Origin of the sequence: Xanthobacter sp. 126 (assembly GCF_000526175.1) — a bacterium.
Lineage (GTDB): Bacteria > Pseudomonadota > Alphaproteobacteria > Rhizobiales > Xanthobacteraceae > Xanthobacter > Xanthobacter aminoxidans.
The window spans coordinates 4,091,928-4,112,244 of sequence record NZ_JAFO01000001.1 but is presented as its reverse complement, the minus strand read 5'-3'; the positions used below and the strand labels follow the sequence as shown (position 1 = coordinate 4,112,244).

Here is a 20,317-nt window from a genome sequence, read left to right as displayed (position 1 = left end):
TCCTTGCGAGACCTCCCTCCCATGAATGCGCTCCTCGCCTTCGAGATCGTCGCGCGAACGGGGAGTGTCAGGTCCGCGGCGGACGAGTTGTTCGTCACGTCCGGCGCCGTGAGCCGGCAGATCCGGCAGTTGGAAGATCACTTCGGTGTCCCGCTGTTTGCCCGGCAGGGCCGAGGCCTCGCGCTGACCTCCGTAGGCGCGGCCTATTACGAGCGCGTGAGTGCTCATTTCGACGGCCTGCGGCGGGCAAGCGCCCTGCTTCATTCGTCTTCGGGGCGGTCGGTATTGCGCCTGCGCTCCTACACCACCTTCGCCACGCGCTGGCTCATCCCCCGGCTCTCGCAATTCCAACTCGCGCATCCGCAATTCGATGTCCGCCTGACAACGGTGTCCGAATGGAGCGAGCTTGGGGAATTCGACGCCGCCATCCGGCTCGGCGACGGCGCGTGGCCGGACCTCGACAAAATACCACTGGTTCCCAATGTCCTCATTCCCGTCTGCAACCCCGCCCTGCCCGGCGCTTCGGACGGCGCCGATCTGGCGTGGCTGGCCCAGCAGGTGCTGTTCTTCGTCCGGGCGCGTCCCGATGACTGGTCGCTCTGGAGCCAGGCTGCGGGCTTCGATCTGGGACGGGTCAAGCGGACGCGGGAACTCGAAAGCTCGGCCCTCGCCTATCAGGCTGCCGTCGAGGCACGCGGTGTTGCCCTGGCGCAGCACGTCCTCGTGTCCGGCGAACTCGAGATGGGCACTCTAATCACTCCGATCAGGACCTCGCTCGATCGAGGCACCTTCACCTATTACCTGGTGAGCCCGCTGCAGACCCAGAAGCTGGAAGCCCTCAGCCAGCTCAAACGTTGGCTCACCGCGGGGCACGACGTGCTGCCGCACACATCCTGACGCCAAAATCCCCCGATCTGTTCTGTTTCGTTTTGCTCAACAGTTGCGTCATTTTAATCGCTGGTTCCGGTTTGGGTCCCTCGCTAGCTTCGATTAAGTCGAAGCGCCAAGGGCAGATATGGCCTCGCGGTGCCGCTGGCCCAGCTCGTCCCGCACATGCTGCCGGACAAAGCTCAATTTGCCTCAAACACGGCACCGGCGAACTCGCCGGAAGAACAAAAAACAACGGGAGGGATATGCCAATGACGCGGCTCGGCTGCATCTTTCGCGCCATCGAGCGCTCGACCACTTATATTGGCACTCTTTGTCTTTTCGCGCTCATGTTCATCGTCACGATGGACGTCGGAGCGCGCTATTTCCTGAGCCGACCGTTTGTCTGGTCCTATGATGTCATCACCCTCTACCTGACACCAGCCTTGTTCTTCCTTGTGCTCTCCGACAGCTTTCGCAGCGGCGCCCAGGTGAATGTGGACGTGCTCCACCGCATGCTCCCAAGATCGGTACGCCGGTACACCGACGCTCTGTGCAACCTCCTCGCCTTCGCGGTGTTCGCGCTTATCGCCTACGCCGGCGCCCTGCGCGCTGCCGCAAGCTTCATGAATGCGGATGTGACCGTTGGCATCGTCCCCTGGCCCACCTGGCCGTCCGCGGCCCTCGTTCCACTCGGTGGTGGCATGCTCGCCCTGCGCCTTCTCGCCCGCACCATAGCGGACCTGCTGGGCACTGCGGAGGAAGCGTCGCCGGGCGCCCACCATCTTGAAACCCAGGGAGCTTTCGAATGACCCTCCCGCTCGTCATGGGCTCGCTGTTCGGGCTCCTCGCGCTCGGCGCGCCGGTCGGCTTCGCGATGCTCATCGCCGGTGCGGCAGGCCTCCTCCTGGTGGTCGGCTTCGACGGCCTTATAGGCATTCTGGAAACCACGCCGCTCACCCTCGCGGGGACCTACGAGTTCATCACCATCCCGCTTTTTCTTCTGATGGCCGAGTTCATCCTCCAGAGCGGGATGGCGGATGACCTGTTCAGGACCACAGCCGCCTGGGTCGGGCGCCTGCGCGGCGGCCTCGGCATGGCGACCGCCCTTGCTGGTGCCGGCTTCGGCGCGATCTGCGGAACCAGCACCGCCTCCGCCGCGACCCTCTCGGCGACCAGCCTTCCCGCCATGATAAAGCAGGGCTACGAGCCGAGCCTCGCGGCCGGCGTCGTGTCGATCTCCGGCACGCTCGCCATGCTAATCCCGCCGAGCGTCGCCATGGTCGTCTACGGCCTGCTCGCCAATGTGAACATCGGCCAATTGCTCATCGCCGGCCTTCTGCCGGGTCTTCTCGTGATGTTCACGATCATGGCGACTGTCTATGTGCTCGCCTGGAGACACCCGGAACATGCGCCCTCCGCGCCCGCGGTGCCACTGCGCGAGAAGATCGCCATGCTCAAGGTGGTCGGCCCGCTGCTTCTCCTCTTCGCCGCCGTGACCGGCATTATCTATACCGGCGCCGCCACTCCGACCGAGGCCGCCGCCGTCGGCGCCTTCATGGGGTTCCTGCTCCTGTGGTATTCGGGCCGGCTCACCCTGGGCGGCCTCCAGCAGGCGTTGTTGCGCGCCGCCCACGGCAGCGCCATGGTGATGGTCATCCTGCTCGGCGCAAGTGTGTTTGGCTATTTCTTCGCGATTACCCAGGTGACGCAGGATCTGATCGCCTTCGTCGGGTCTCTCGACGTATCACGCTGGGTGATCCTGGTGTTGGTCCTGTGCGGCTACATCGTGCTTGGGTCGTTCATGGACCAAATCGCCATCCTGGTGCTCACCGTGCCGGTGGTGGTGCCGCTGATGTCCTCTCTGGGTTTCGACCTCGTCTGGTTCGGCGTCATCAAGATCGTCACCGCAGAGATCGGCATGATCACGCCCCCCATCGGGCTCAATTGCTACGTCGTCGCCCGCTACGCCAATCGCCCGGTCGGCGAGGTGTTCCGCGGGACGCTGCCCCACTTTGTCGCCCATCTCATCGCCATCGCCATCCTCGTGGCCTTCCCGGGGATTGCGCTCTGGCTTCCGAGCATGATGCGCTGACAACAACAAGAGGAGGAAACAATGCTGAAGAAAATCAAGGCGACGATGCTCGGCGCGCTGGCTCTTGCCGTGACCAGTGGGGCTGCGGACGCTCAGTCGAAAGTGACCCTGCGCGTCGCGGATTCCCTGCCGGTGGGACACATCATTTCCGCGTCTGCCACCAAGCCCTGGATTGAGCTTGTCCGGGAACTGTCGAAGGGGAGTATCGAGATCCAATACTTTCCCGCAGAACAGCTTGGAAAAGCGAAGGACTTTCTTCAGCTGACCCAGTCCGGCCTCGTGGACGTCGGCTATGTCGGCCCGTCTTACGTGGCGGACAAGATGCCGCTTTCGGCGGTCGCCGAGCTCCCCGGGGCCTTCTCAAGCGCCTGCCAGGTGATGACCGCTTACTGGCAGCTCGTGAAGGAGGGAGGCTTCCTTTACGAGCAGGAGTTCAAGCCGAACAAAATTCGTCCTTTATTTATCGTTGCCCTTCCTCCCTACCAGGCCATTCTCGGTGCCTCAGTGGCGGCTGTCAGCCTTCAGGATCTCGCGGGCAAGAAGATCCGGGCGGCGGGCGGCGCCCAGGATCTGACGCTGCGCAAGCTCGGTATGGTGCCCGTCCGCATGGCTCCGCCTGAGATCTATGAATCGCTCGGGCGCGGCACCGTCGACGGGGCACTCCTTGCTCTCATCAGCGTCGAATCCTACAAGCTCACGGATGTAACAAAGTCGGTGACCAGCGGGCAGAACTTCGGCACCGTCGTGGTGAGCTATTCGATCAGCGAAGCTAAGTGGAACAGCCTGCCGCAGGTTTCCAGAGAGGTTCTGACCCGGGCCGGAGACGAGACCACACGCAGGGCTTGCAAGGCCTTCGACCGGGAAGAAGCAGATGCAGCTGATCGACTTAAGAAGGACGGCGTGAAGATCGTTCGCCTCAACGCGACCGATCAGGACAAGGTCGAAGCGGTCATGGTGCAGGTCGCGGAGGATTGGGCCACGGCGCTGGACGCCCGGGGAAAGCCCGGAAGCGCGGCGCTGAAGGCGTTTCGGTCTGCGCTTACGCAGGCATCGCAATAGGCCGCGGCACGGGGCGAAGCAAGTCGGCGTGATGCGGGCATCCCGTGTCGCGAAATCCAAGCGGGCACGCTCAATGTGCCGCCCTGACGATCCTCGATATGTGGCGGCACAAAGTACTTGCCAAGCCGCAAGACCGGCCCATGACTATCGCATGAATGACCTTGGAGACCTGATCTCGCGGCGGCCTGGTGCATCACTCCGATAAAGGTTCTCAATACGTGAGCATTCACTACACCTGAACTGATGGGGTGGATGCCCCCTCCGGCCGGCATCGTATGATGTCTGCGCAGCGCCTTGTCGGCGCTTTCAGGGGAGGAGCACATGCCGGATGTTCATGTCCTCGCGATCGACCTGGCGAAGCGGAGCTTCCAGGTCTGCGGCACGGATCGGGGCGGAGCGGTTCTATTCAATCGGACGGTGTCCCGGTCGAAGCTGATCCAGCTGTTGAACGCGCAACCGCCCTGCATCGTGGCGATGGAGGCCTGCGCCACGAGCCACTATTGGGGCCGGGTTGCACAAGGCCTTGGACACGACGTACGGCTGGTCCCGCCGATCTACGTGAAGCCGTTTGTGAAGCGGCAGAAGAACGATGCCGCTGACGCAGCCGCGATCGCCGAAGCGGCGCTGCGTCCGAACATGCATTGCGTGGCGGTCAAGAGCGCCGAGCATCAGGCCCGTGCCGTGGCCTTCAGGACCCACCAGTGCTTCGTCCGCCAGCGCACCCAACTGATCAATGCCCTGCGTGGCCATCTGGCGGAGTTCGGGCTGGTCGTCGCCCAAGGACCCGCTCACCTCAAGCAGATCATCGAACTGCTCGCTGAAGCAGGGGCGGAGGTGCCGGACACCGTCAGGGAGATCGTCCAGCTCTACCTCGATCAGATCGACGTTCTCACGGGCAAGATCGAAGAGCTGCATGGTCGCCTCAGGGACGCGACCCGGGAGAATGCCGAGATGCGCCGTCTCTGCACGGTCCCCGGTGTCGGTCCTGTCACGGCTGGCGCCGTCCTCGCTTTCGCCCCCGATCTGCGCGCCTTCTCGAGCGGCAGGAACTTCGCGGCCTGGCTGGGGCTTGTGCCGAAGCAGCGATCGACGGGCGGCAAGACGCGGCTCGGTGGGGTCAGCAAGATGGGACGAACCGATATCCGCAAGCTTCTTATCGTCGGCGCCATGAGTCGGATCCGATGGATCATCCGCAAGGGCATCCTGCCGGACAGCTGGCTCGGACGGCTCGTTGGCCGCAAGCCGCGCATGGTCGCCGCCGTCGCCCTGGCGAACAAGATGGCTCGGATCGTTTGGGCGATAATGACAAGGGAGCAGAATTACAGGATGGCGTGAGCAGGCGCCTTCCAGCGAAGGCAAACCGGCAAGCGCCTCGGGGTCCTTGGACCCCGGCAAGGAGATCGGCTGACGACTTATGCGGCAAGGACTTCAATGTTCAGGACGGGGAAAACCAGTCTCGGGGCTCGAGCTCAAAGCTCTCTGAACCGATGTGGACCCTGTTCTTCGAACTGCATACCGGCCCCGTGGCACAGGCCACGACCAGAGGCCTGACACACGACCGATAGAAGCGCCAAGCTGCCCAAGTCCGTCAGAAAGTCCCCTTGCAAAACCGGGGGCATCCACACACGCCCCGCCCCGATCCGTGCCGCACACCTGGAAGCTCCGCTTCGCCAGGTCGATCGCGAGGACATGAACATCTGGGCATGTGCTCCTCCCCTGAAAGCGCCCCAAGGCGCTGCGCAGACATCATACGATGCCGGCCGGAGGGGGCATCCACCCCATCAGTTCAATCGTAGCGAGAATCATTCGCGCTCGAATGCGAACGGGTTCGTCCACCATAGCTCCGGCGACCGCGGTCGCCCCCTCCCCGGATGCGAGTATTCTTTTTGCCCAAGCAATCTCGGCGGCGTCCGGTAGAAAGCCGGAGCGGATGGCCTCGATCTGCCGCGGATGGATGGCGAGCTTGCCGCTGAATCCCAGTCCGCGGGCGTACCGGGCATCGTCAGCGATAAGCGCCTCATCGTCGATCCCGGTGGTCACCCCATCCACCGGGGCGGGGCCGCCCGCGAGGCGGGCCGCCAGCACCAGCTCCGCACGGGCCAGCAGCAGCGCCTCCCGCACATGGGCGCAGCCGAGATCGGCGCAAAAATCGATGGAACCGAAGACGATGCGCGCGACCGCCGGATGGGCCGCGATGGCTCGGGCGGCGGCGAGACCGCGCGCCGTCTCGATGAGGGCGACGATCGGGATCGCCGGGCCGAGGGTCGCCGCGACGGCGTCGAGGATGGCGGGGTCCTCCGCCTTGGGCAGCACCGCGGCGGCGGGGCAAAGGCGGGCGACCGCCACCAGGTCTTCGGCATGCCAGGGTGTGCCCATGCCATTGACGCGGACCATGACCGGGATCGCAAGGTCGGCCGTCAGCGCATCGCGCGCGCCTGCCTTGGCGTCCGGGGGGACCGCATCCTCAAGGTCGATGATGACAGCGTCGGCCCCGGAGGCAGCGGCTTTGCCGAAGCGATCGGGCCGGTGCCCCGGGACGAAAAGTGGGACGACGAAGTCGAGCACGCCCATCACCATTGCGCCTCTGCGCTCATGGCGACCGGGCCGCCCGGACGGGCGGTCCACAGCCGGAGCGTCGCGCCCTGGGGCGTCGCATTCACGGTGAGCGGAGCCGTGTCGAACGCAGGGGAGAGGCCACGGTAGGAGAAGCGGGCGGGCGACGTGCCGCGGATTGCGGTGGCGAACCGCAGCAGCAGCGTCGCCTGCAGCGGCCCGTGGACCACCAGCCCGGGATAGCCTTCGACCTGCGTGACATAGGGCAGGTCATAGTGGATGCGGTGGCCGTTGAAGGTCAGCGCCGAGTAGCGGAAGAGCAGGGGGGGCGAGAGGGCCTGCTCGCGGCGATGGGCGCCCTCGGCCGCGGGTTCCGGCGCCTTCGGCGGCGCAGCCACCTCGAGTCTGCGATAGACGATGCCCTGGCGCTCGGTGAGGAGCGATCGCCCTGCCGCATCGAGCTCGTGCTTCACCGTGACGAAGCAGAGCGGGCCGGTATTGCCCTGTTTGAGCGTCACCTCTTCCACCCGCGAGACCCGGCGCACAAGGTCGCCAACGCGGATGTCGTCATGGAAGACCAGGCTGCCGCCTGCCCACATGCGCCGCGGCAGCGGCACCGGGGGCAGGAAGCCGCCGCGCGCCGGGTGGCCGTCTGGGCCCAGCGCCGAGGTGAGCGCTGCCGGCTGGGTGAGGCACCAGTGGAGAAGGCGCGGCGCCGCCTCACCGGTGCGCGGGTCTCCCGGTTCCTCGTCGAAGGTTGCTCGGAACTTGCGCACGAGATCGGCCGTCACCGGCTCGGCCGCGACGTCTTCCCGGCCGATCCAGCTGCGCAGGTGCTCCATGTCGATGTCGTGGCTCACGGCGCGTCTCCTCAGAAGGACCGGGGCAGACCGAGCACGTGCTCGGCCACGTGGGAGAGGATGAGATTGGTGGAGATGGGGGCCACCTGGTAGAGGCGCGTCTCGCGGAACTTGCGCTCCACGTCGTACTCGCAGGCGAAGCCGAAGCCGCCGTGGAACTGCAGGCAGGCATTGGCCGCCTCCCACGAGGCCTTGGCGGCAAGGTATTTGGCCATATTGGCCTGGGTGCCGCAGGGCTGGTGCGCGTCGTAAAGCCGGCAGGCCTCGAACCGCATCAGGTTCGCCGCCTCAACTTCGATGAAGGCCTCGGCGATGGGGAATTGCACGCCCTGGTTCTGGCCGATAGGGCGCCCGAACACGACCCGCTCGTTCGCGTAGGCCGTCACCTTGTCGATGAACCAGTAGCCGTCGCCGATGCATTCGGCGGCGATCAGCGTGCGCTCGGCGTTGAGGCCGGTCAGGATATATTTGAAGCCCTGTCCCTCCTCGCCGATCAGGTTTTCTGCGGGGATCTCCAGATTGTCGAAGAACAGCTCGTTGGTCTCGTGGTTCACCATGTTGAGGATGGGGCGAACCTCCATGCCGTCTGCCATCGCCGCCTTGATGTCGACGATGAAGATGGACAGGCCTTCCGACTTCTTTTTCACCTCCGCCAGCGGCGTGGTGCGCGCGAGCAGGATCATCAGGTCGGAATGCTGGACGCGGGAGATCCAGACCTTCTGACCGTTGATGACATAGCGGTCGCCCTTCCTGACCGCTGTAGTCTTGATCTTGGTTGTGTCGGTGCCGGTTGTGGGTTCGGTAACCCCCATGGACTGGAGACGCAACTCGCCGGCTGCGATCTTCGGCAGGTATTTCTGGCACTGCGCCTCGGAGCCGTGCCGCACCAGCGTGTTCATGTTGTACATCTGGCCGTGGCATGCGCCGGAATTGCCGCCCGCACGGTTGATCTCCTCCATGATGACGGACGCTTCCGTGAGGCCGAGACCGGAACCGCCGTACTCTTCGGGGATCAGTGCCGCCATCCAGCCGGCCTTCGTCAGCGCATCGACGAATTCTTCGGGGTAGCCGCGCGCCTCGTCCACCTTGCGGTGATATTCGGCCGGAAAATCCGCGCACAAGGCGCGCACGGCGTCGCGGATGTCCTGGAACTGGTCGCTTCCGATGGTCTGCATATCCCTAGGCCTCGATGGATTTAATATTATCGGCTGATCCGCCCGCGCGTGGTGCGGCGACGGGCGCACTGTGGATTTCCTCGCCCGCCTCCAGCGCTGTCCGGAACTCGGGAGCGGCGATATCGAGCATCCGCCGGCGCCGCTCGGCCAGCCCGAGGCCGCGCAGGTCCGCGACGCCATGTTCGGTCACGATTATGCCGGCATCGGCGCGAGCGGTACTTGTCGGTCCGTTCAGTCGGGTCACGATGCGGCTGCGGGCGCCATCGCGACCGTTCACCGTCGCCGGCAGCGCCACGATGGGCAGTCCGCCCTTGGAGGCGTGCGCACCGCGCAGAAAATCGGCTGCGCCGCCCACCGCGCCCACGTAACGCCCGCCTGCGACCTCGGCGTTGATCTGGCCGGAGAGATCCACCTCGATCGCTGCATTGATGGCGGTGAACTTGTGCTGTGCCCTCAGGACGTCGAGCGCGTGCGTGTAGTCCGTGCCGCGCAGGTTGAAGCGCGGATTGCGGTTCACGTACCGCATGAGCCGGGGGCCGCCGGCCGCAAGTCCGGCCACTGCAATGCCGCGATCCACGCTCTTGCGCGCATTGGTGAGGGTGCCTGCCTCGGCCAAGAGCGCGACGCCCTCGGATGCGAGCCCGGAGTGAAGGCCGAGATCCCGGTGACCCGCGAGCGCAGCGAGGATCGCCTCCGGAAGCCCGCCGATCCCGATCTGCAGTGTGGCGCCATCCTCCACCAGGCCGGCGACGTGGGTCGCAATGGCCCGTTCCGTAGCGCCGGGCTGCGGGACGGGGGCCTGGACCGGAGGTCGGGACGTGCGCACGATGATATGGACGTTCTTTGCGGACAGGGCTCGCTCGGCGTGCGTCCAGGGAGTCTGATCGCTGACCTCGGCGATGACGAGGCGGGCGCGGTCCACCAGCGGGGCCAGATATTCGAGCGCGGTGCCGAAGCTGAGGCGTCCGGCATCGTCCTCGGCGAGATTGAGGAGCAGCACATCGATCCGACGGGCTAGAATGCCCGGCAGATCCGAGTAGTGGCACGGCAGGATGTCGAGCTTGCCCTGGCGTTCGAGCACGCGATTGTGCCCCGCGCCGCAATACGACTGGAATTGCATCGCGCCAGCTTGGTCGAGCGGCGTTCCCCAGCTCATGCCGATGAAGGCGGTGAGACCGGGAACGCTTGCGCATTGGTCGAGGAGGCGCGCGGTGAGGGTCGTCGGCTCGGCGGAAGCCTGCCCCCAGACGATATGGTCGCGGGGGCGCAGCAGGGTGGAGAAGTCGAGCGCCTGGGGCGCGAGTTCGATAGCCATGGCGGGCGATCCGGGCCCGTTCACGCGCGCTCGAAGATGGCGGCGGCACCCTGGCCGCCGCCGATACACATGGTCTCCAGCCCGTAGCGCACGCGGCGGCGCTTCATCTCGTGAAGCAGCGTGGTCATGATGCGCACGCCGGTCGCCCCGATGGGATGGCCGAGGGAGATGCCCGAGCCGTTGACGTTGAGCCGATCCTGATCGTCCCAGCCCCAGCCTTTCAGCACGGCGAGGACCTGGCACGCGAATGCCTCGTTCACCTCCACGAGCCCCATGTCGTCAAATGAGAGCCCGGTCTTGGCGAACAGGCGCCGCGTGGCCGGCACCGGGCCGTAGCCCATGGTGGCCGGGTCGCAGCCCGCCACGGCCCATCCGGCCAGGAAGCCCAAAGGTTCAAGGCCGAGGGCGGCCAGCCTGTCCTCGGCGACGATGAGGCACGCCGCGGCGGCATCGTTCTGCTGGCTGGCGTTGCCGGCCGTGACAGTGCCGCCGGGCATGATAGGCTTAAGCTTGCCGAGGCTTTCCGGGCTTGCCTCCTCGCGGATCCCTTCGTCGCGGATGACGTGGAGCGGGTCGGCGTGGCGTTTCGGCACCTTGACCGGTACGACCTCCGCGTCGAAGCGGCCTTCCGTCCATGCGGCCGCCGCACGCCGGTGGCTGCGGGCCGCGAAAGCATCCGCCTCCTCTCGCGTGATCTGGAACTGTCGCGCCAGGTTTTCCGCGGTCTCGATCATGCCGGAGATCACGCCGAATCGCTCCGACGGCTGCGAGCGTTCGCGGCCGCGATCGAGCCGGTCGTAAAGGCGGGTGGTGCCCGCCCGGCGACCCCAGCGCATGTCGGTCGTGTAGAATTCGATGTTGCTCATGCTCTCGACGCCACCCGCGAGCACGACATCGCACGCGCCGGTCTGAACCATCATGGCCGCCGTGGTGATGGCTTGCAGACCGCCTCCGCAGCGTCTGTCGAGCTGCATGCCGGGAACCTCGATCGGCAGTCCGGCCTGGAGCGCGACCCAGCGCCCGACGCAGGGCGTCTCGCTGCTGGCATAGGACTGTGCGAATACGACGTCCTCGACGAGCACGGGGTCGAGACCAGTGCGCGCGAGCACCTCTTTCACGACGAGCGCGCCGAGCTGCTCGACGGGCACCGGCCTCAGGCTCCCGCCGAATGTGCCGACGGGGGTGCGCACAGGGCTTACGATGGCCGCGCGTCTCATTGCTGCGTTTCCTCGTGCTGCGCCGGCGAGGAACGGACGGGGATCCGGGGAGGACCCTTCCGCCGCCGTGCGTCTGATGGTTGGGCAGCGCCCTCGCGAGGGGCGCGCCAGCGCAAGATGCATCAAGGCAGGCGTTATGTCCAGTAGATGGACTAATGTCCGTCTACTGGACAATTACAGTTCGTCGCACGCTTCGGCGGGAGCTGCTCGCGTGTGCAAGCGACGGCTTCGGGCGGGTGAGGGAAAGCACTGTGGGTGCGAGAGCGGCGCGCGAATGCCTAGGGCTGGGTCCAGTCGCGCATGGTGCGCTCAACTTCGTGCGCGGCCTCCCGCAGCACGGGGAGAAACACCTTTCGCATGTGGTCGAGGGAAACGCGGGCCGCGGTGGTGCCGATATTCAAGGCGGCAACGGTCCGGCCCGAACGGTCCTGTATGGGTACGGCGATGGAGCGGACACCCACTTCCATCTCCCCATCGATGACGGCGTACTGAAGCCGCCGTGCCTCGATCACCTTCTGGCGCACCTTCTGCGGGTCCGTGATGCTGCGGGGAGAGGGGGCGACGAAGGTTTCTTCCGCCAGCCACCCATCCAACTCAGCATCATCCAGACCGGCGAGCAGAACGCGCCCGAGCGACGAACAGAATGCAGGCAGCCGCGAGCCAACCTCGATCCCGGATGAGAAGATGCGCCGGGTTTCCACCCGCGCCACGTAGACGACATCGTGCCCGTCCAAGACCGCCATGGACGAGGATTCTCCGATATGCTCGGTCAGGCGCCGGATGACGCTGCGGCCCGCCTCGGACAGGCCGAACGCGGTCAGATAGGCGTTTGAGAACTGCAGCACCTTGGGCGTTAGCCAGAACAGTTTGCCGTCGCCGTCAATATAATTGAGGGCCTGCAGCGTCAGCAGGAAGCGGCGTGCGGTGCCGCGGCTGAGATCGGTGAGCTCTGCGACCTGGGTGAGCGTCATGCGGCGCGGCGCCTGCCCGAACGCCGCCAGGACATTGAGGCCGCGCTCCAGCGCGGTGACGAATTCCGGGCCGCGCTTCTCGTCTTCCGTCACCTTCTTGATCACGAATCGCTCTTTTCAGAATTCGCGGGATGTCGCACGCTGGAGGCGGTCGCGGCCCGCCACTTGGCAGAGCGTCTTGCGCCGCGACTCCCGCGGTCGAGTGCCCAGATGTCAGTGCCGCACAATCTAGATCAGCATACAAACACTTGTCCAATCAGCGGACGCGGGCGTTCCCCCGGCCGGGATGCTGTGCGGTGGCGTGCCCGAAGCGGAGCCCCGCCCCGGCGGACACGTCCGGCCCTTGGTGCCAAGAGGTGAGTCGGGCGGCTTGACAGGGTGGGCGTGTGGCTATCTACTATTCGGACAAAAGTCCAATAGACGGACAAATGAATAATCGGGACGGCATCAAGACGATGCCATCAGCCGGCCAGGATGGGTGGGAGGACATGATCGATAAATTCGTTCCCTCGGTCGCGGAAGCGCTCGATGGGGTCAGGGACGGCGCGACCATCCTCGTCGGAGGCTTCGGTGCCGTCGGGCAACCCGACCTTCTCATCGAGGGCCTCATCGCGCAGGGCGCATCGGGCCTCACGGTGGTTGCCAACAATGCCGGCTACGGGCAGGTCGGCCTCGCGCGGCTCCTGGCGGCGGGACGGGTCCGGCGTCTGGTGTGCAGCTATCCGCGCATCCCGGGCTCGGTGATTTTCGAGGAGCTTTACAAATCCGGCCGGCTGGAGCTGGAGCTGGTGCCGCAGGGCACCCTCGCGGAGCGGCTGCGGGCTGCCGGTGCGGGCATTCCGGCTTTCTTCACCCCGACCGGGGCCGGAACGCGGCTCGTGGAGGGGAAGGAGACGCGTCGTCTAGGCGTGCGCGACTGTGTTCTGGAGCACGCGCTGCATGGCGACGTGGCGCTGATCCTGGCGTGGCGGGCGGATCGCTGGGGCAATCTCATCTATCGCAGCGCAGGCCGGAACTTCAACCCGGTCATGGCGCCCGCCGCTGCGCTCACAATCGCTCAGGTGGAGCATACCGCCGCCCTGGGAGAGCTCGATCCGGAGGCGATCGTGACCCCCGGGATCTATGTGGACCGAATCGTGCATCATCCGGCGGAGGCCGCCCATGCGTGAAGATACCAGGAGCGCGGAAGCGCGCCTCTGCCGCCCCCGCTCGCGCCAGGAGATGGCACGACGTGCCGCCGCCGACATCGGTGACGGCTGGTACGTCAACCTTGGCATCGGTATTCCGACCCTGATCGCCAACCACGTCCCGGCAGACCGCGAGGTCATTTTCCAGTCCGAGAACGGTCTGCTCGGCTTCGGGCCGGCACCGGCCCAGGAGTTGATCGACCCCTTCCTCATCAACGCCGGCAAGCAGCACGTGACCCTGCTGAAGGGGGCCGCGATGCTTCATCAGGCCGACAGCTTCGCCATGATCCGGGGACGCCATCTCGACCTGTGCGTGCTGGGCGCCTTTCAGGTGGCGGCGAACGGCGACCTCGCCAACTGGGCCACTTCAAGCAACGATTCCGCGCCGGCAGTGGGCGGCGCCATGGATCTCGCGCTCGGCGCCCAGAGGGTGTGGGTGATGATGGAGCACACCACCAAGGAGGGCGAGCCGCGCCTGGTGGAAAGCTGCATCTATCCGCTGACCGCCCCTGGGGTGGTGTCGCGCATCTATACGAACCTGGCGGTGCTGGATGTGACACAGCAGGGCTTTAGGCTGGTGGAGCTTGTCGAAGGGCTGACTCCCGCCGAACTGCAGAACGTGACCGAAGCCCCGATTCTTGTTTGAACGAAAAAACGCGAACAACAGCGTCCCTTAGGGAGGAAGCCAAGATGATCAACCGACGTACCGTTCTCGCCGCGATGCTGGCGAGCGCCGCATTGCCGTCGGCGCTGCGCGCCGATGACGAGCCCTACGTGCTCGGCACCTTGTTCCCGATGACCGGTCTTCTGTCGGAGCTTGGTGCGATCTACAGCGGCGCCACCGCTCTGGGGCTGGAGCATGTGGCGGCGGACAAGCGCCTCAAGAAGCCGATCGTGCTCAAAGCGCAAGATAGCCAGAGCACGCCCCAGGGCGGGGCGGTGGGCATGTCGAAGCTCGCGAACGTCGACCGGGCGCCCTACGTACTGGTGGGCCTCACCGGCGTCGCCAAGGCTGCCGAGCCCATCGCCACGCGCGCCAAGGTCCTGATGATGAATGGCGGCGGCGTCGGCCCCGACCTTGCGGGCCTTTCCCCCTACTTTTGGAACATCATCCCCCTCGCCAACCAGGAGTTGCCAACCGCTTTCGGCTGGATGAAGCGCAACGCGATCAAGCGCGTGGCCCTGGTCTATCTGGACGATCCGCTCGGCAACGCCCTCCGCAAGGGCCTGCAGGAGGGATTGCCCGCCATCGGCGCATCGCTGGTGGGCGAGTTCAGCGCGGCGCCCTCTGCCCAGCAGTTCTCCGCGATGATCGCCAAGATCCGCGAAGCCAAGCCGGACCTCGTCTATGTCGCCTCGTACGGAACGCAGCAGACCCAGATATTCAAGCAGTTGCGCGACAATGGAATCACCCAGCCGATCATGACCTATTCGGTGGGCGGCACGCCCTCGGTGGCGGCGCTGCCGGAAGCCGAGGGCGTGATGTTCACCTCGCAGGTCGCCGACTGGGATGCGGCCGATCCCCTCACGCGCCGCTTCGTGGATGGCTGGCGCGCCAAGTACAAGGACAATCCCACCACCTACGCGCAGAACTATTACAACGCCGTACTGCTCTACACCCAGCTCATCGAGCGGCTGGAGAAGGAGGGCAAGCCGGTGACGGGCGACACGCTGAAGGAAGCCATTGCAACCGGGAGCTTCGATCTGGTCGGCGGGAAAGCGAGCTTCTCGGCCAGCGGCGCCATCGACATGCCGACCCAGCTCAACCGCGTGCATGACGGCAAGTTCGAGAAGGCGAGCTGATCCATGCTCCTGAGCCAGCTTGCGGTGGCGGGCATCCAGACCGGGATGCTCTACGCGCTGACCGCCGCGGGATTCGCGCTGATCTTCGGCGCCACCCGCGTCTTCCACGTAGCCCACGGCGCCACCTTCATCCTGGCTGGCTACGCCTTCCTCGCGGCTCTGCAGCTGGGTCTGCACTGGTCGCTGGCGAGCCTGTGCTCGCTGCTGGTCGCCGTCGCCTTCGGCCTGTTCATGGATGCTCTGGTCTACAGGCCGATCCAGAAGCATGAGGGCTCCTTCTTCACGGTGTTCGTCGCCTCGTTCGGCGCGGGCATCGCCATGCAGGCGCTCATCCAGTTCTTCTTCGGCGGCGGCTTCGCCACGATCTCGGTGCCGCTGACGCGGGCCGCCCAAGTGCTGCCGGGGCTCTATATCGCCCCCGTGTTCTGGGTCGCGCTGGCGGTAGTCGTAGTGGTCTTCGTCGCTGTCAGCCTGTTCCTGGAACGGACCCACGCCGGCCTCGGCCTGCGGGCTCTGTCCGAGAACCCGGAGCTGCTGCGGGCCTATGGCCTCTCCGCACGGCGCCTCTCCGCGCTCGCCTTCGTGGTCGGCTCGGCTCTTGCCGTGCCGGGCGCGATCCTCACCACGATCACCACCGGCATTCAGCCGGCGGACAGCGCCCACGTGATGCTGGTCTCCCTTGCGGCGACGGTGGTCGGTGGCATTGGTTCCATCCGGGGCGTGGCTCTGGCGGGCCTTTTCCTCGGCCTCGTCGAGAACTTGGTGGTCGCCGTGGTGGACACCCAGTGGAGCCAGGCCGCCAGCTTCGTGGTGCTGTTCGCCTTCATCCTGTTCCGCCCCAATGGGCTCATGGGGAAGGCTGGTGCGCGATGATTGCCTATCTCGTCAACCTCGCGACCCTGATCGCCATCTTCGGTATCGCGGCCAGCAGCCTGAACCTGCTGATCGGATATGCCGGCATCTTCTCGATCGCCCATGCCATGTTCTTCGGCATCGGCGCATATGTGGCCGCCCAGGTGGCGCTCAGCGCCACTCCCGACTTCCTGGTGGCGGCGCTCGCGGCCGCGGTGGTGGCGGGGGCCCTGTCGCTCTGCCTTGCCCTGCCCGCCCTGCGGGTGCGTGGCGAATATTTCGTCGCCGCCTCGCTCGGGCTGCAAATGATGGCGAGTACCATTTTCGCCGAGGCCCACAGCCTCACCGGCGGCGTCGGTGGACTGGTCGGCATCCCTCCGGCGCGAATCCTGGGCTTCGACGTGGCCTCGCCCGATGCCTTCCTCGTCCTGGCACTCGTCTGCCTCGGCGTGACGCTGGCGGCGGTGCGCACGCTCATACGAGGCAGCTTCGGCCGTTCGCTGATGGCCCTGCGCGACAGCGAGAGCGCGGCGGAAGCGTTCGGCAAGAACGTTCGCGCCCTGAAGACGCTGGTGGTCGTCGTCGGCTGCTTCTTCGTCGGTATCGCCGGCGCGCTGTTCGCCTTCCACATGGCGTTCGTCAACGTCGAGAGCTTCACCCTTGAGCAGTCCGTCGTGCTGATGGCCATGGTCATCATCGGCGGCGCCGGGACCCTGACGGGGCCACTCGTCGGCGTCATCGCGCTGCTCAGCCTTCCGGCAGCGCTGTCCTTCCTGCCCTTCATCCCGTCGACGGAGATCGGTACGGTGCAGCAGTTCATCTATGGAGCTCTCATGACGGTGCTCATGATCTTCCGTCCGAGCGGCATCGTTGGCCTTTCGCGGGGGGCAAGATGAACACGCCGATCCTGCTCTCCGCGCGCGGACTCTCGCGCAGCTTCGGCGGCAATTCCGCCGTCCAGGATGTGACGCTGGAGTTGCACCAGGGCGTCGTCACGGCTCTTGCCGGCCCCAACGGCGCCGGCAAGACCACCCTGTTCAACCTCATCACCGGCCACCTCGCCCCCGATCGCGGCACGGTGGAGCTGAAGGGCGCCTCCATCCTCGGCCTCAAGCCGCACCGGGTAGCGCTGAAGGGCATCACCCGCAGCTTTCAGGACCTGCGCCTGTTCGGCTCCATGAGCGTCTACGACAACGTGCTCTCCGCCATCGAGCCCACCCCCTGGCTGTGGCAGCCGGGCGGCAGCTCCGGCGCGGCGGCGCGGCGGCTCCAGGTGGAACGCGCGCTCGACGCCACCGGGCTCGCCGAGCTCGCCGGCACGCGGGCCATCGACCTCTCCTATGCGGAGACGAAGTTCCTCTCCATGGCCCGGATCATCGCCACCGGCGCGCCGATCTGGCTGCTGGACGAGCCGGCGTCGGGGCTCGACCCTGCCTCCCGCTCGCGCTTCGTGAAGCTGGTGAAGGAAGCCACGGCGGCCGGCGTCACCGTCTGCCTCATCGAGCACAACCTTGACATCGTCACCGAGCTTGCCGACCGCATCGCCTTCCTCGACCAGGGCCGCAAGCTCGCGGAGGGCACGCCGGACGAGATCCTGGGCGATGCGAAGCTCATCGCCATCTACTTCGGGGAGCGCAGGGAATGAACATGGCCGTCTCCGTCCTTCCCGACACCTCCGCCATTCCCGCGCCCGCCATCGCCGTGCGTGGCCTGCGGGCCTCCTACGCCGGACGGGAGGTGCTGAGCGGCGTCGATCTCCAGCTTGCTGCCGGGGAGGTGCTGTGCCTCGTCGGGCACAATGGGGCGGGCAAGTCCACGCTGCTGAAGATCCTGTTCGGACTGCACGCGGCGGACACCGGCGAGGTGATGCTGCGCGGGCGCGCGCTGAAGCCTCATCCGAGCCTCATGGCACGCGACGGCGTGGCCTATGTGCCCGAGGGCCGGGGCGTGTTTCCCGGTCTCACGGTGCAGGAGATATTCACCCTGGCCCTGTGGTCCGCGAGCCTCGGCGCCGGCGAGGGCCGCGCCCGCATCGACGAGGTGCTGGAGCTGCTGCCCAAGCTGAAGGATTTCTGGCTGAAGCGCGCCGGCCAGCTGTCCGGCGGCCAGCAGCAGATGGTATCCATCGGCCGGGCGCTGCTGTCGCGCCCTGGCATCCTGCTGCTGGACGAGCCCTCCATCGGCCTCGCGCCCAAGCTGTTCCAGGACCTGCTGGCGCCCATCCGCGTCATCCAGCAGCGCCGCGGCATGTCCATCCTGCTGGTGGAGCAGAACGTGGGCGAGGCTTTCGCCATCTCCGACCGGGTGGTGGCCATGAAGTCCGGGGTGATGATCTACGAGGGCACGCCGGCGGATCTCGCCGACCACGCCAAGCTGCTGACGCTCTTCTGAGCCGAAGCCACGACAAACGAGCCCCGGGGAGGGACCACATGAAGACAATCGAGCAACGGCTTCAGCTCATCGAGGACCAGCTGGAGATCGGGCAGCTCCGGGCCCATTACTGCCAGCTGCTCGACGAGCGCAGGTGGGACGCGTTCGTCGCGCTCTTCACGCCGGACGGCGTGTTCGAAGGGCTGGAGGCGGTGAGCGGCCACGACGCGCTGCGCGCTTTCTTCAGCGAACGCGTGCCGAAGCTCGCCGAGGATTTCTGGCACTTCTGCACCAACGGCACGGTGGAAATCGATGGCGACGTGGCCACCGGCCGCATCTCCATGGAATATCTCTCCGTCACCGATGGCGTCTCCTTCGTGTCGGCCGGCCACTATGACGACGTGATGCGCCGCGTGGACGGCCGCTGGCGCTTCGCCTCGCGCAGGATCACCTTCTATTTCCTCTCGCCGCTCAGCGAGGGCTGGGCCGGGCGGCCGTTCCCGGGTCGCGCGCCGGCGGCGAGGGCGGCAGAATGAACTGGATCGAGGTCAACGGCGGCGGCACGCGCTACGTCCGCGAGGGCGACGGGCCGCTGCCGCTGGTCCTGATCCACGAGATGGGCGGAGCGCTGGAGAGCTGGGCACCGCTCCTGCCCTTGGTGGCGGAAGGGCGCACGGTGCTGCGCTACGACGTGCGCGGGTTCGGCCATGCCTCCAAGCTGCGCGGATCTGGCGCCATGGATGTGCTGGTGGCGGACCTGGTCGCGCTGCTCGACGCCCTGTCCATCGATGATCCGGTGGACCTGTGCGGCATGGCGGTGGGCGGCGCGGTGGCGCTGCATGCGGCGGCGCGCCATCCCGGCCGGGTACGGCGGATCGCGCTCCTGGGTCCGGCCCTCGGCATCGCGCCCGAGCGGCGGGAGGCGGTGCATGCGCGTGCGGATGCGCTGGAAGCCGGCGGCATGGATTCCATCGCCGACGGCGAGCTTGATCTCACCTATCCGGCGGCACTGCGTGAGGATGACCGCTTCCCGGCCTATCGCGCGCGCTGGCTCGGCAATGATCCGTCGAGCTACGCGGCCACCTATCGCATGCTGACCGGGCTCGATTCCCGGCCGGCGCTTGGCGCGGTGCGCTGCCCTTCGCTGCTGCTCGCCGGCGCGCAGGACCCGCTGCGCCCGCCCGCGCTCATCGCCGCGGCCGCGGCCGCAATTCCCGATGCGCGCTTCGCGGTGGTGCCGAGTGGGCATGTGATGGCCCATCAATCCCCCGCGATTGTGGCGCGGGAACTCGATGCGTTCTGGCGCGCCGCGTGAGGCGACGCCGACAACCGAAAGCCCTTCCTCCCATGAAGATGCATTGGTCCCCTCGTTCCCCGTTCGTGCGCAAGGCAATGATCGCCATCCACGAGATGGGCCTTCAGGATCAGGTCACCTGCGTGCGTACGGTGGCCTCGCCGTTCAAGGCCCATGAGGAGCTCATGGACGACAACCCGCTGAGCAAGCTGCCCACGCTCGTGCTCGACGACGGCACCGTGGTCTATGACTCCCACGTCATCTGCGAATATCTCGACACCCTGCACACGGGGCCGCGCCTGTTCCCCACCGTCTGGCCGGAGCGCCTCATCGCGCTGCGCAACGAGGCGCTCGGCGACGGCCTGATGGACCTCGGCCTCCTGTGGCTCATCGAGCGCTGGCGCGGCGAGGGCATGCAGTCGGCCGACCTCGTCACGGCCAACGCTCGCAAGGTGGAGCGGGTGCTCGCCCGGCTGGAGGCCGACGTGACGCTGCTCGCCGACCGTCCGTTCGACATCGGACACCTCACCATCGGCACGGCGCTCGGCTATCTCGACTTCCGCTTCCCCTTCCTGGAGTGGCGCAACGGGCGGCCGGTGCTGGCGGCCTGGCACGCGGGCTTCCTGGAGCGACCTTCTGTGCAGGCCAATCCGGTGGTGGACGATTCCTGAGCCGTCGGCCCGACCCGTCCGCACGCAC

General features: G+C 66.5%; 21 protein-coding genes. 15 read left to right on the top strand and 6 right to left on the bottom strand.

The features are described 5' to 3' along the window. The first annotated feature begins 21 nt into the window (after positions 1–21). From XAN126_RS0119560 to XAN126_RS0119540, 5 genes are all read left to right on the top strand, one after another. A complete protein-coding gene (locus tag XAN126_RS0119560) occupies positions 22–897 on the top strand; it encodes a LysR substrate-binding domain-containing protein (RefSeq protein ID WP_029877454.1) in 876 nt (291 codons plus the stop codon). A gap of 242 nt (positions 898–1,139) precedes the next feature. Next, positions 1,140–1,679 (top strand): TRAP transporter small permease, encoded by a 540-nt coding sequence (locus XAN126_RS0119555; protein WP_024280257.1) that lies wholly within the window; start codon positions 1,140–1,142, stop codon positions 1,677–1,679. Then, a complete protein-coding gene (locus XAN126_RS0119550) occupies positions 1,676–2,962 on the top strand; it encodes a TRAP transporter large permease (RefSeq protein ID WP_024280256.1) in 1,287 nt (428 codons plus the stop codon). The genes XAN126_RS0119555 and XAN126_RS0119550 overlap by 4 nt, the downstream gene beginning before the upstream one ends. A 21-nt stretch (positions 2,963–2,983) precedes the next feature. After that, complete coding sequence (gene dctP, locus XAN126_RS0119545; RefSeq protein ID WP_024280255.1) at positions 2,984–4,021, top strand: TRAP transporter substrate-binding protein DctP; 1,038 nt, start codon at positions 2,984–2,986, stop codon at positions 4,019–4,021. 321 nt (positions 4,022–4,342) lie between these two features. Further along, the gene (locus tag XAN126_RS0119540) at positions 4,343–5,356 is read left to right on the top strand and encodes an IS110 family transposase (RefSeq protein WP_024280254.1); all 1,014 of its coding nucleotides are present in this window, start codon (positions 4,343–4,345) and stop codon (positions 5,354–5,356) included. Between the two features lie 411 nt (positions 5,357–5,767). On the opposite strand, the gene XAN126_RS0119535 is transcribed toward XAN126_RS0119540, so the two are convergent. The 6 genes from XAN126_RS0119535 to XAN126_RS0119510 all read right to left on the bottom strand — a co-directional run bounded on the left by XAN126_RS0119535 (position 5,768) and on the right by XAN126_RS0119510 (position 12,217). Then, complete coding sequence (locus XAN126_RS0119535; RefSeq protein WP_155982357.1) at positions 5,768–6,592, bottom strand: CoA ester lyase; 825 nt, start codon at positions 6,590–6,592, stop codon at positions 5,768–5,770. Continuing rightward, positions 6,592–7,416, bottom strand: a complete 825-nt coding sequence (locus XAN126_RS0119530; protein ID WP_029877451.1) for a MaoC family dehydratase N-terminal domain-containing protein — start codon at positions 7,414–7,416, stop codon at positions 6,592–6,594. The genes XAN126_RS0119535 and XAN126_RS0119530 overlap by 1 nt, the downstream gene beginning before the upstream one ends. Positions 7,417–7,445: 29 nt before the next feature. After that, positions 7,446–8,609: an acyl-CoA dehydrogenase family protein gene (locus XAN126_RS0119525; RefSeq protein ID WP_024280251.1), complete on the bottom strand. Its 1,164-nt coding sequence runs from the start codon at positions 8,607–8,609 to the stop codon at positions 7,446–7,448. A gap of 4 nt (positions 8,610–8,613) precedes the next feature. Then, positions 8,614–9,924, bottom strand: a complete 1,311-nt coding sequence (locus XAN126_RS0119520; protein WP_024280250.1) for an acetyl-CoA hydrolase/transferase C-terminal domain-containing protein — start codon at positions 9,922–9,924, stop codon at positions 8,614–8,616. A gap of 20 nt (positions 9,925–9,944) precedes the next feature. After that, the gene (locus XAN126_RS0119515; RefSeq protein WP_024280249.1) at positions 9,945–11,141 is read right to left on the bottom strand and encodes an acetyl-CoA C-acetyltransferase; all 1,197 of its coding nucleotides are present in this window, start codon (positions 11,139–11,141) and stop codon (positions 9,945–9,947) included. Between the two features lie 278 nt (positions 11,142–11,419). After that, positions 11,420–12,217 carry an IclR family transcriptional regulator C-terminal domain-containing protein gene (locus XAN126_RS0119510; RefSeq protein ID WP_024280248.1) on the bottom strand — a complete coding sequence of 266 codons (798 nt, stop codon included), beginning with the start codon at positions 12,215–12,217 and terminating at the stop codon, positions 11,420–11,422. A gap of 383 nt (positions 12,218–12,600) precedes the next feature. Between XAN126_RS0119510 and XAN126_RS0119505 the strand changes: the two genes are divergently transcribed. Genes XAN126_RS0119505 through XAN126_RS0119460 form a run of 10 tightly spaced genes read left to right on the top strand, consistent with a single transcriptional unit; the run spans position 12,601 to position 20,289 of the window. Then, a complete protein-coding gene (locus XAN126_RS0119505; protein WP_024280247.1) occupies positions 12,601–13,281 on the top strand; it encodes a 3-oxoacid CoA-transferase subunit A in 681 nt (226 codons plus the stop codon). Beyond that, on the top strand, positions 13,274–13,945 hold the full coding sequence (locus XAN126_RS0119500; RefSeq protein WP_024280246.1) for a 3-oxoacid CoA-transferase subunit B: 672 nt from the start codon (positions 13,274–13,276) through the stop codon (positions 13,943–13,945). Before XAN126_RS0119505 ends, XAN126_RS0119500 begins: the two co-directional genes overlap by 8 nt. A 44-nt stretch (positions 13,946–13,989) precedes the next feature. Continuing rightward, positions 13,990–15,102 (top strand): ABC transporter substrate-binding protein, encoded by a 1,113-nt coding sequence (locus tag XAN126_RS0119495; protein ID WP_024280245.1) that lies wholly within the window; start codon positions 13,990–13,992, stop codon positions 15,100–15,102. Positions 15,103–15,105: 3 nt separating this feature from the next. Next, positions 15,106–15,975 carry a branched-chain amino acid ABC transporter permease gene (locus tag XAN126_RS0119490; RefSeq protein WP_024280244.1) on the top strand — a complete coding sequence of 290 codons (870 nt, stop codon included), beginning with the start codon at positions 15,106–15,108 and terminating at the stop codon, positions 15,973–15,975. Beyond that, entirely contained in the window at positions 15,972–16,850 is an 879-nt protein-coding gene (locus tag XAN126_RS0119485; protein ID WP_024280243.1) for a branched-chain amino acid ABC transporter permease, read from the top strand. The genes XAN126_RS0119490 and XAN126_RS0119485 overlap by 4 nt, the downstream gene beginning before the upstream one ends. Beyond that, positions 16,847–17,599 (top strand): ABC transporter ATP-binding protein, encoded by a 753-nt coding sequence (locus tag XAN126_RS0119480; protein ID WP_024280242.1) that lies wholly within the window; start codon positions 16,847–16,849, stop codon positions 17,597–17,599. Before XAN126_RS0119485 ends, XAN126_RS0119480 begins: the two co-directional genes overlap by 4 nt. Continuing rightward, on the top strand, positions 17,596–18,345 hold the full coding sequence (locus XAN126_RS0119475; protein WP_245272296.1) for an ABC transporter ATP-binding protein: 750 nt from the start codon (positions 17,596–17,598) through the stop codon (positions 18,343–18,345). Before XAN126_RS0119480 ends, XAN126_RS0119475 begins: the two co-directional genes overlap by 4 nt. 38 nt (positions 18,346–18,383) lie before the next feature. Then, complete coding sequence (locus XAN126_RS0119470) at positions 18,384–18,860, top strand: nuclear transport factor 2 family protein (RefSeq protein WP_024280240.1); 477 nt, start codon at positions 18,384–18,386, stop codon at positions 18,858–18,860. Then, the gene (locus XAN126_RS0119465) at positions 18,857–19,639 is read left to right on the top strand and encodes an alpha/beta fold hydrolase (protein ID WP_024280239.1); all 783 of its coding nucleotides are present in this window, start codon (positions 18,857–18,859) and stop codon (positions 19,637–19,639) included. The genes XAN126_RS0119470 and XAN126_RS0119465 overlap by 4 nt, the downstream gene beginning before the upstream one ends. A 32-nt stretch (positions 19,640–19,671) precedes the next feature. Next, a complete protein-coding gene (locus XAN126_RS0119460) occupies positions 19,672–20,289 on the top strand; it encodes a glutathione S-transferase family protein (protein ID WP_024280238.1) in 618 nt (205 codons plus the stop codon). Positions 20,290–20,317: the final 28 nt, after the last annotated feature.

Coding starts and splice junctions, on each gene's coding strand:
- XAN126_RS0119560 (WP_029877454.1), top strand. CDS start 22: ATGAATGCGCTCCTCGCCTTCGAGATCGTCGCGCGAACGGGGAGTGTC.
- XAN126_RS0119555 (WP_024280257.1), top strand. CDS start 1,140: ATGACGCGGCTCGGCTGCATCTTTCGCGCCATCGAGCGCTCGACCACT.
- XAN126_RS0119550 (WP_024280256.1), top strand. CDS start 1,676: ATGACCCTCCCGCTCGTCATGGGCTCGCTGTTCGGGCTCCTCGCGCTC.
- dctP (WP_024280255.1), top strand. CDS start 2,984: ATGCTGAAGAAAATCAAGGCGACGATGCTCGGCGCGCTGGCTCTTGCC.
- XAN126_RS0119540 (WP_024280254.1), top strand. CDS start 4,343: ATGCCGGATGTTCATGTCCTCGCGATCGACCTGGCGAAGCGGAGCTTC.
- XAN126_RS0119535 (WP_155982357.1), bottom strand. CDS start 6,592: ATGGGCGTGCTCGACTTCGTCGTCCCACTTTTCGTCCCGGGGCACCGG.
- XAN126_RS0119530 (WP_029877451.1), bottom strand. CDS start 7,416: ATGGAGCACCTGCGCAGCTGGATCGGCCGGGAAGACGTCGCGGCCGAG.
- XAN126_RS0119525 (WP_024280251.1), bottom strand. CDS start 8,609: ATGCAGACCATCGGAAGCGACCAGTTCCAGGACATCCGCGACGCCGTG.
- XAN126_RS0119520 (WP_024280250.1), bottom strand. CDS start 9,924: ATGGCTATCGAACTCGCGCCCCAGGCGCTCGACTTCTCCACCCTGCTG.
- XAN126_RS0119515 (WP_024280249.1), bottom strand. CDS start 11,141: ATGAGACGCGCGGCCATCGTAAGCCCTGTGCGCACCCCCGTCGGCACA.
- XAN126_RS0119505 (WP_024280247.1), top strand. CDS start 12,601: ATGATCGATAAATTCGTTCCCTCGGTCGCGGAAGCGCTCGATGGGGTC.
- XAN126_RS0119500 (WP_024280246.1), top strand. CDS start 13,274: ATGCGTGAAGATACCAGGAGCGCGGAAGCGCGCCTCTGCCGCCCCCGC.
- XAN126_RS0119495 (WP_024280245.1), top strand. CDS start 13,990: ATGATCAACCGACGTACCGTTCTCGCCGCGATGCTGGCGAGCGCCGCA.
- XAN126_RS0119490 (WP_024280244.1), top strand. CDS start 15,106: ATGCTCCTGAGCCAGCTTGCGGTGGCGGGCATCCAGACCGGGATGCTC.
- XAN126_RS0119485 (WP_024280243.1), top strand. CDS start 15,972: ATGATTGCCTATCTCGTCAACCTCGCGACCCTGATCGCCATCTTCGGT.
- XAN126_RS0119480 (WP_024280242.1), top strand. CDS start 16,847: ATGAACACGCCGATCCTGCTCTCCGCGCGCGGACTCTCGCGCAGCTTC.
- XAN126_RS0119475 (WP_245272296.1), top strand. CDS start 17,596: ATGAACATGGCCGTCTCCGTCCTTCCCGACACCTCCGCCATTCCCGCG.
- XAN126_RS0119470 (WP_024280240.1), top strand. CDS start 18,384: ATGAAGACAATCGAGCAACGGCTTCAGCTCATCGAGGACCAGCTGGAG.
- XAN126_RS0119465 (WP_024280239.1), top strand. CDS start 18,857: ATGAACTGGATCGAGGTCAACGGCGGCGGCACGCGCTACGTCCGCGAG.
- XAN126_RS0119460 (WP_024280238.1), top strand. CDS start 19,672: ATGAAGATGCATTGGTCCCCTCGTTCCCCGTTCGTGCGCAAGGCAATG.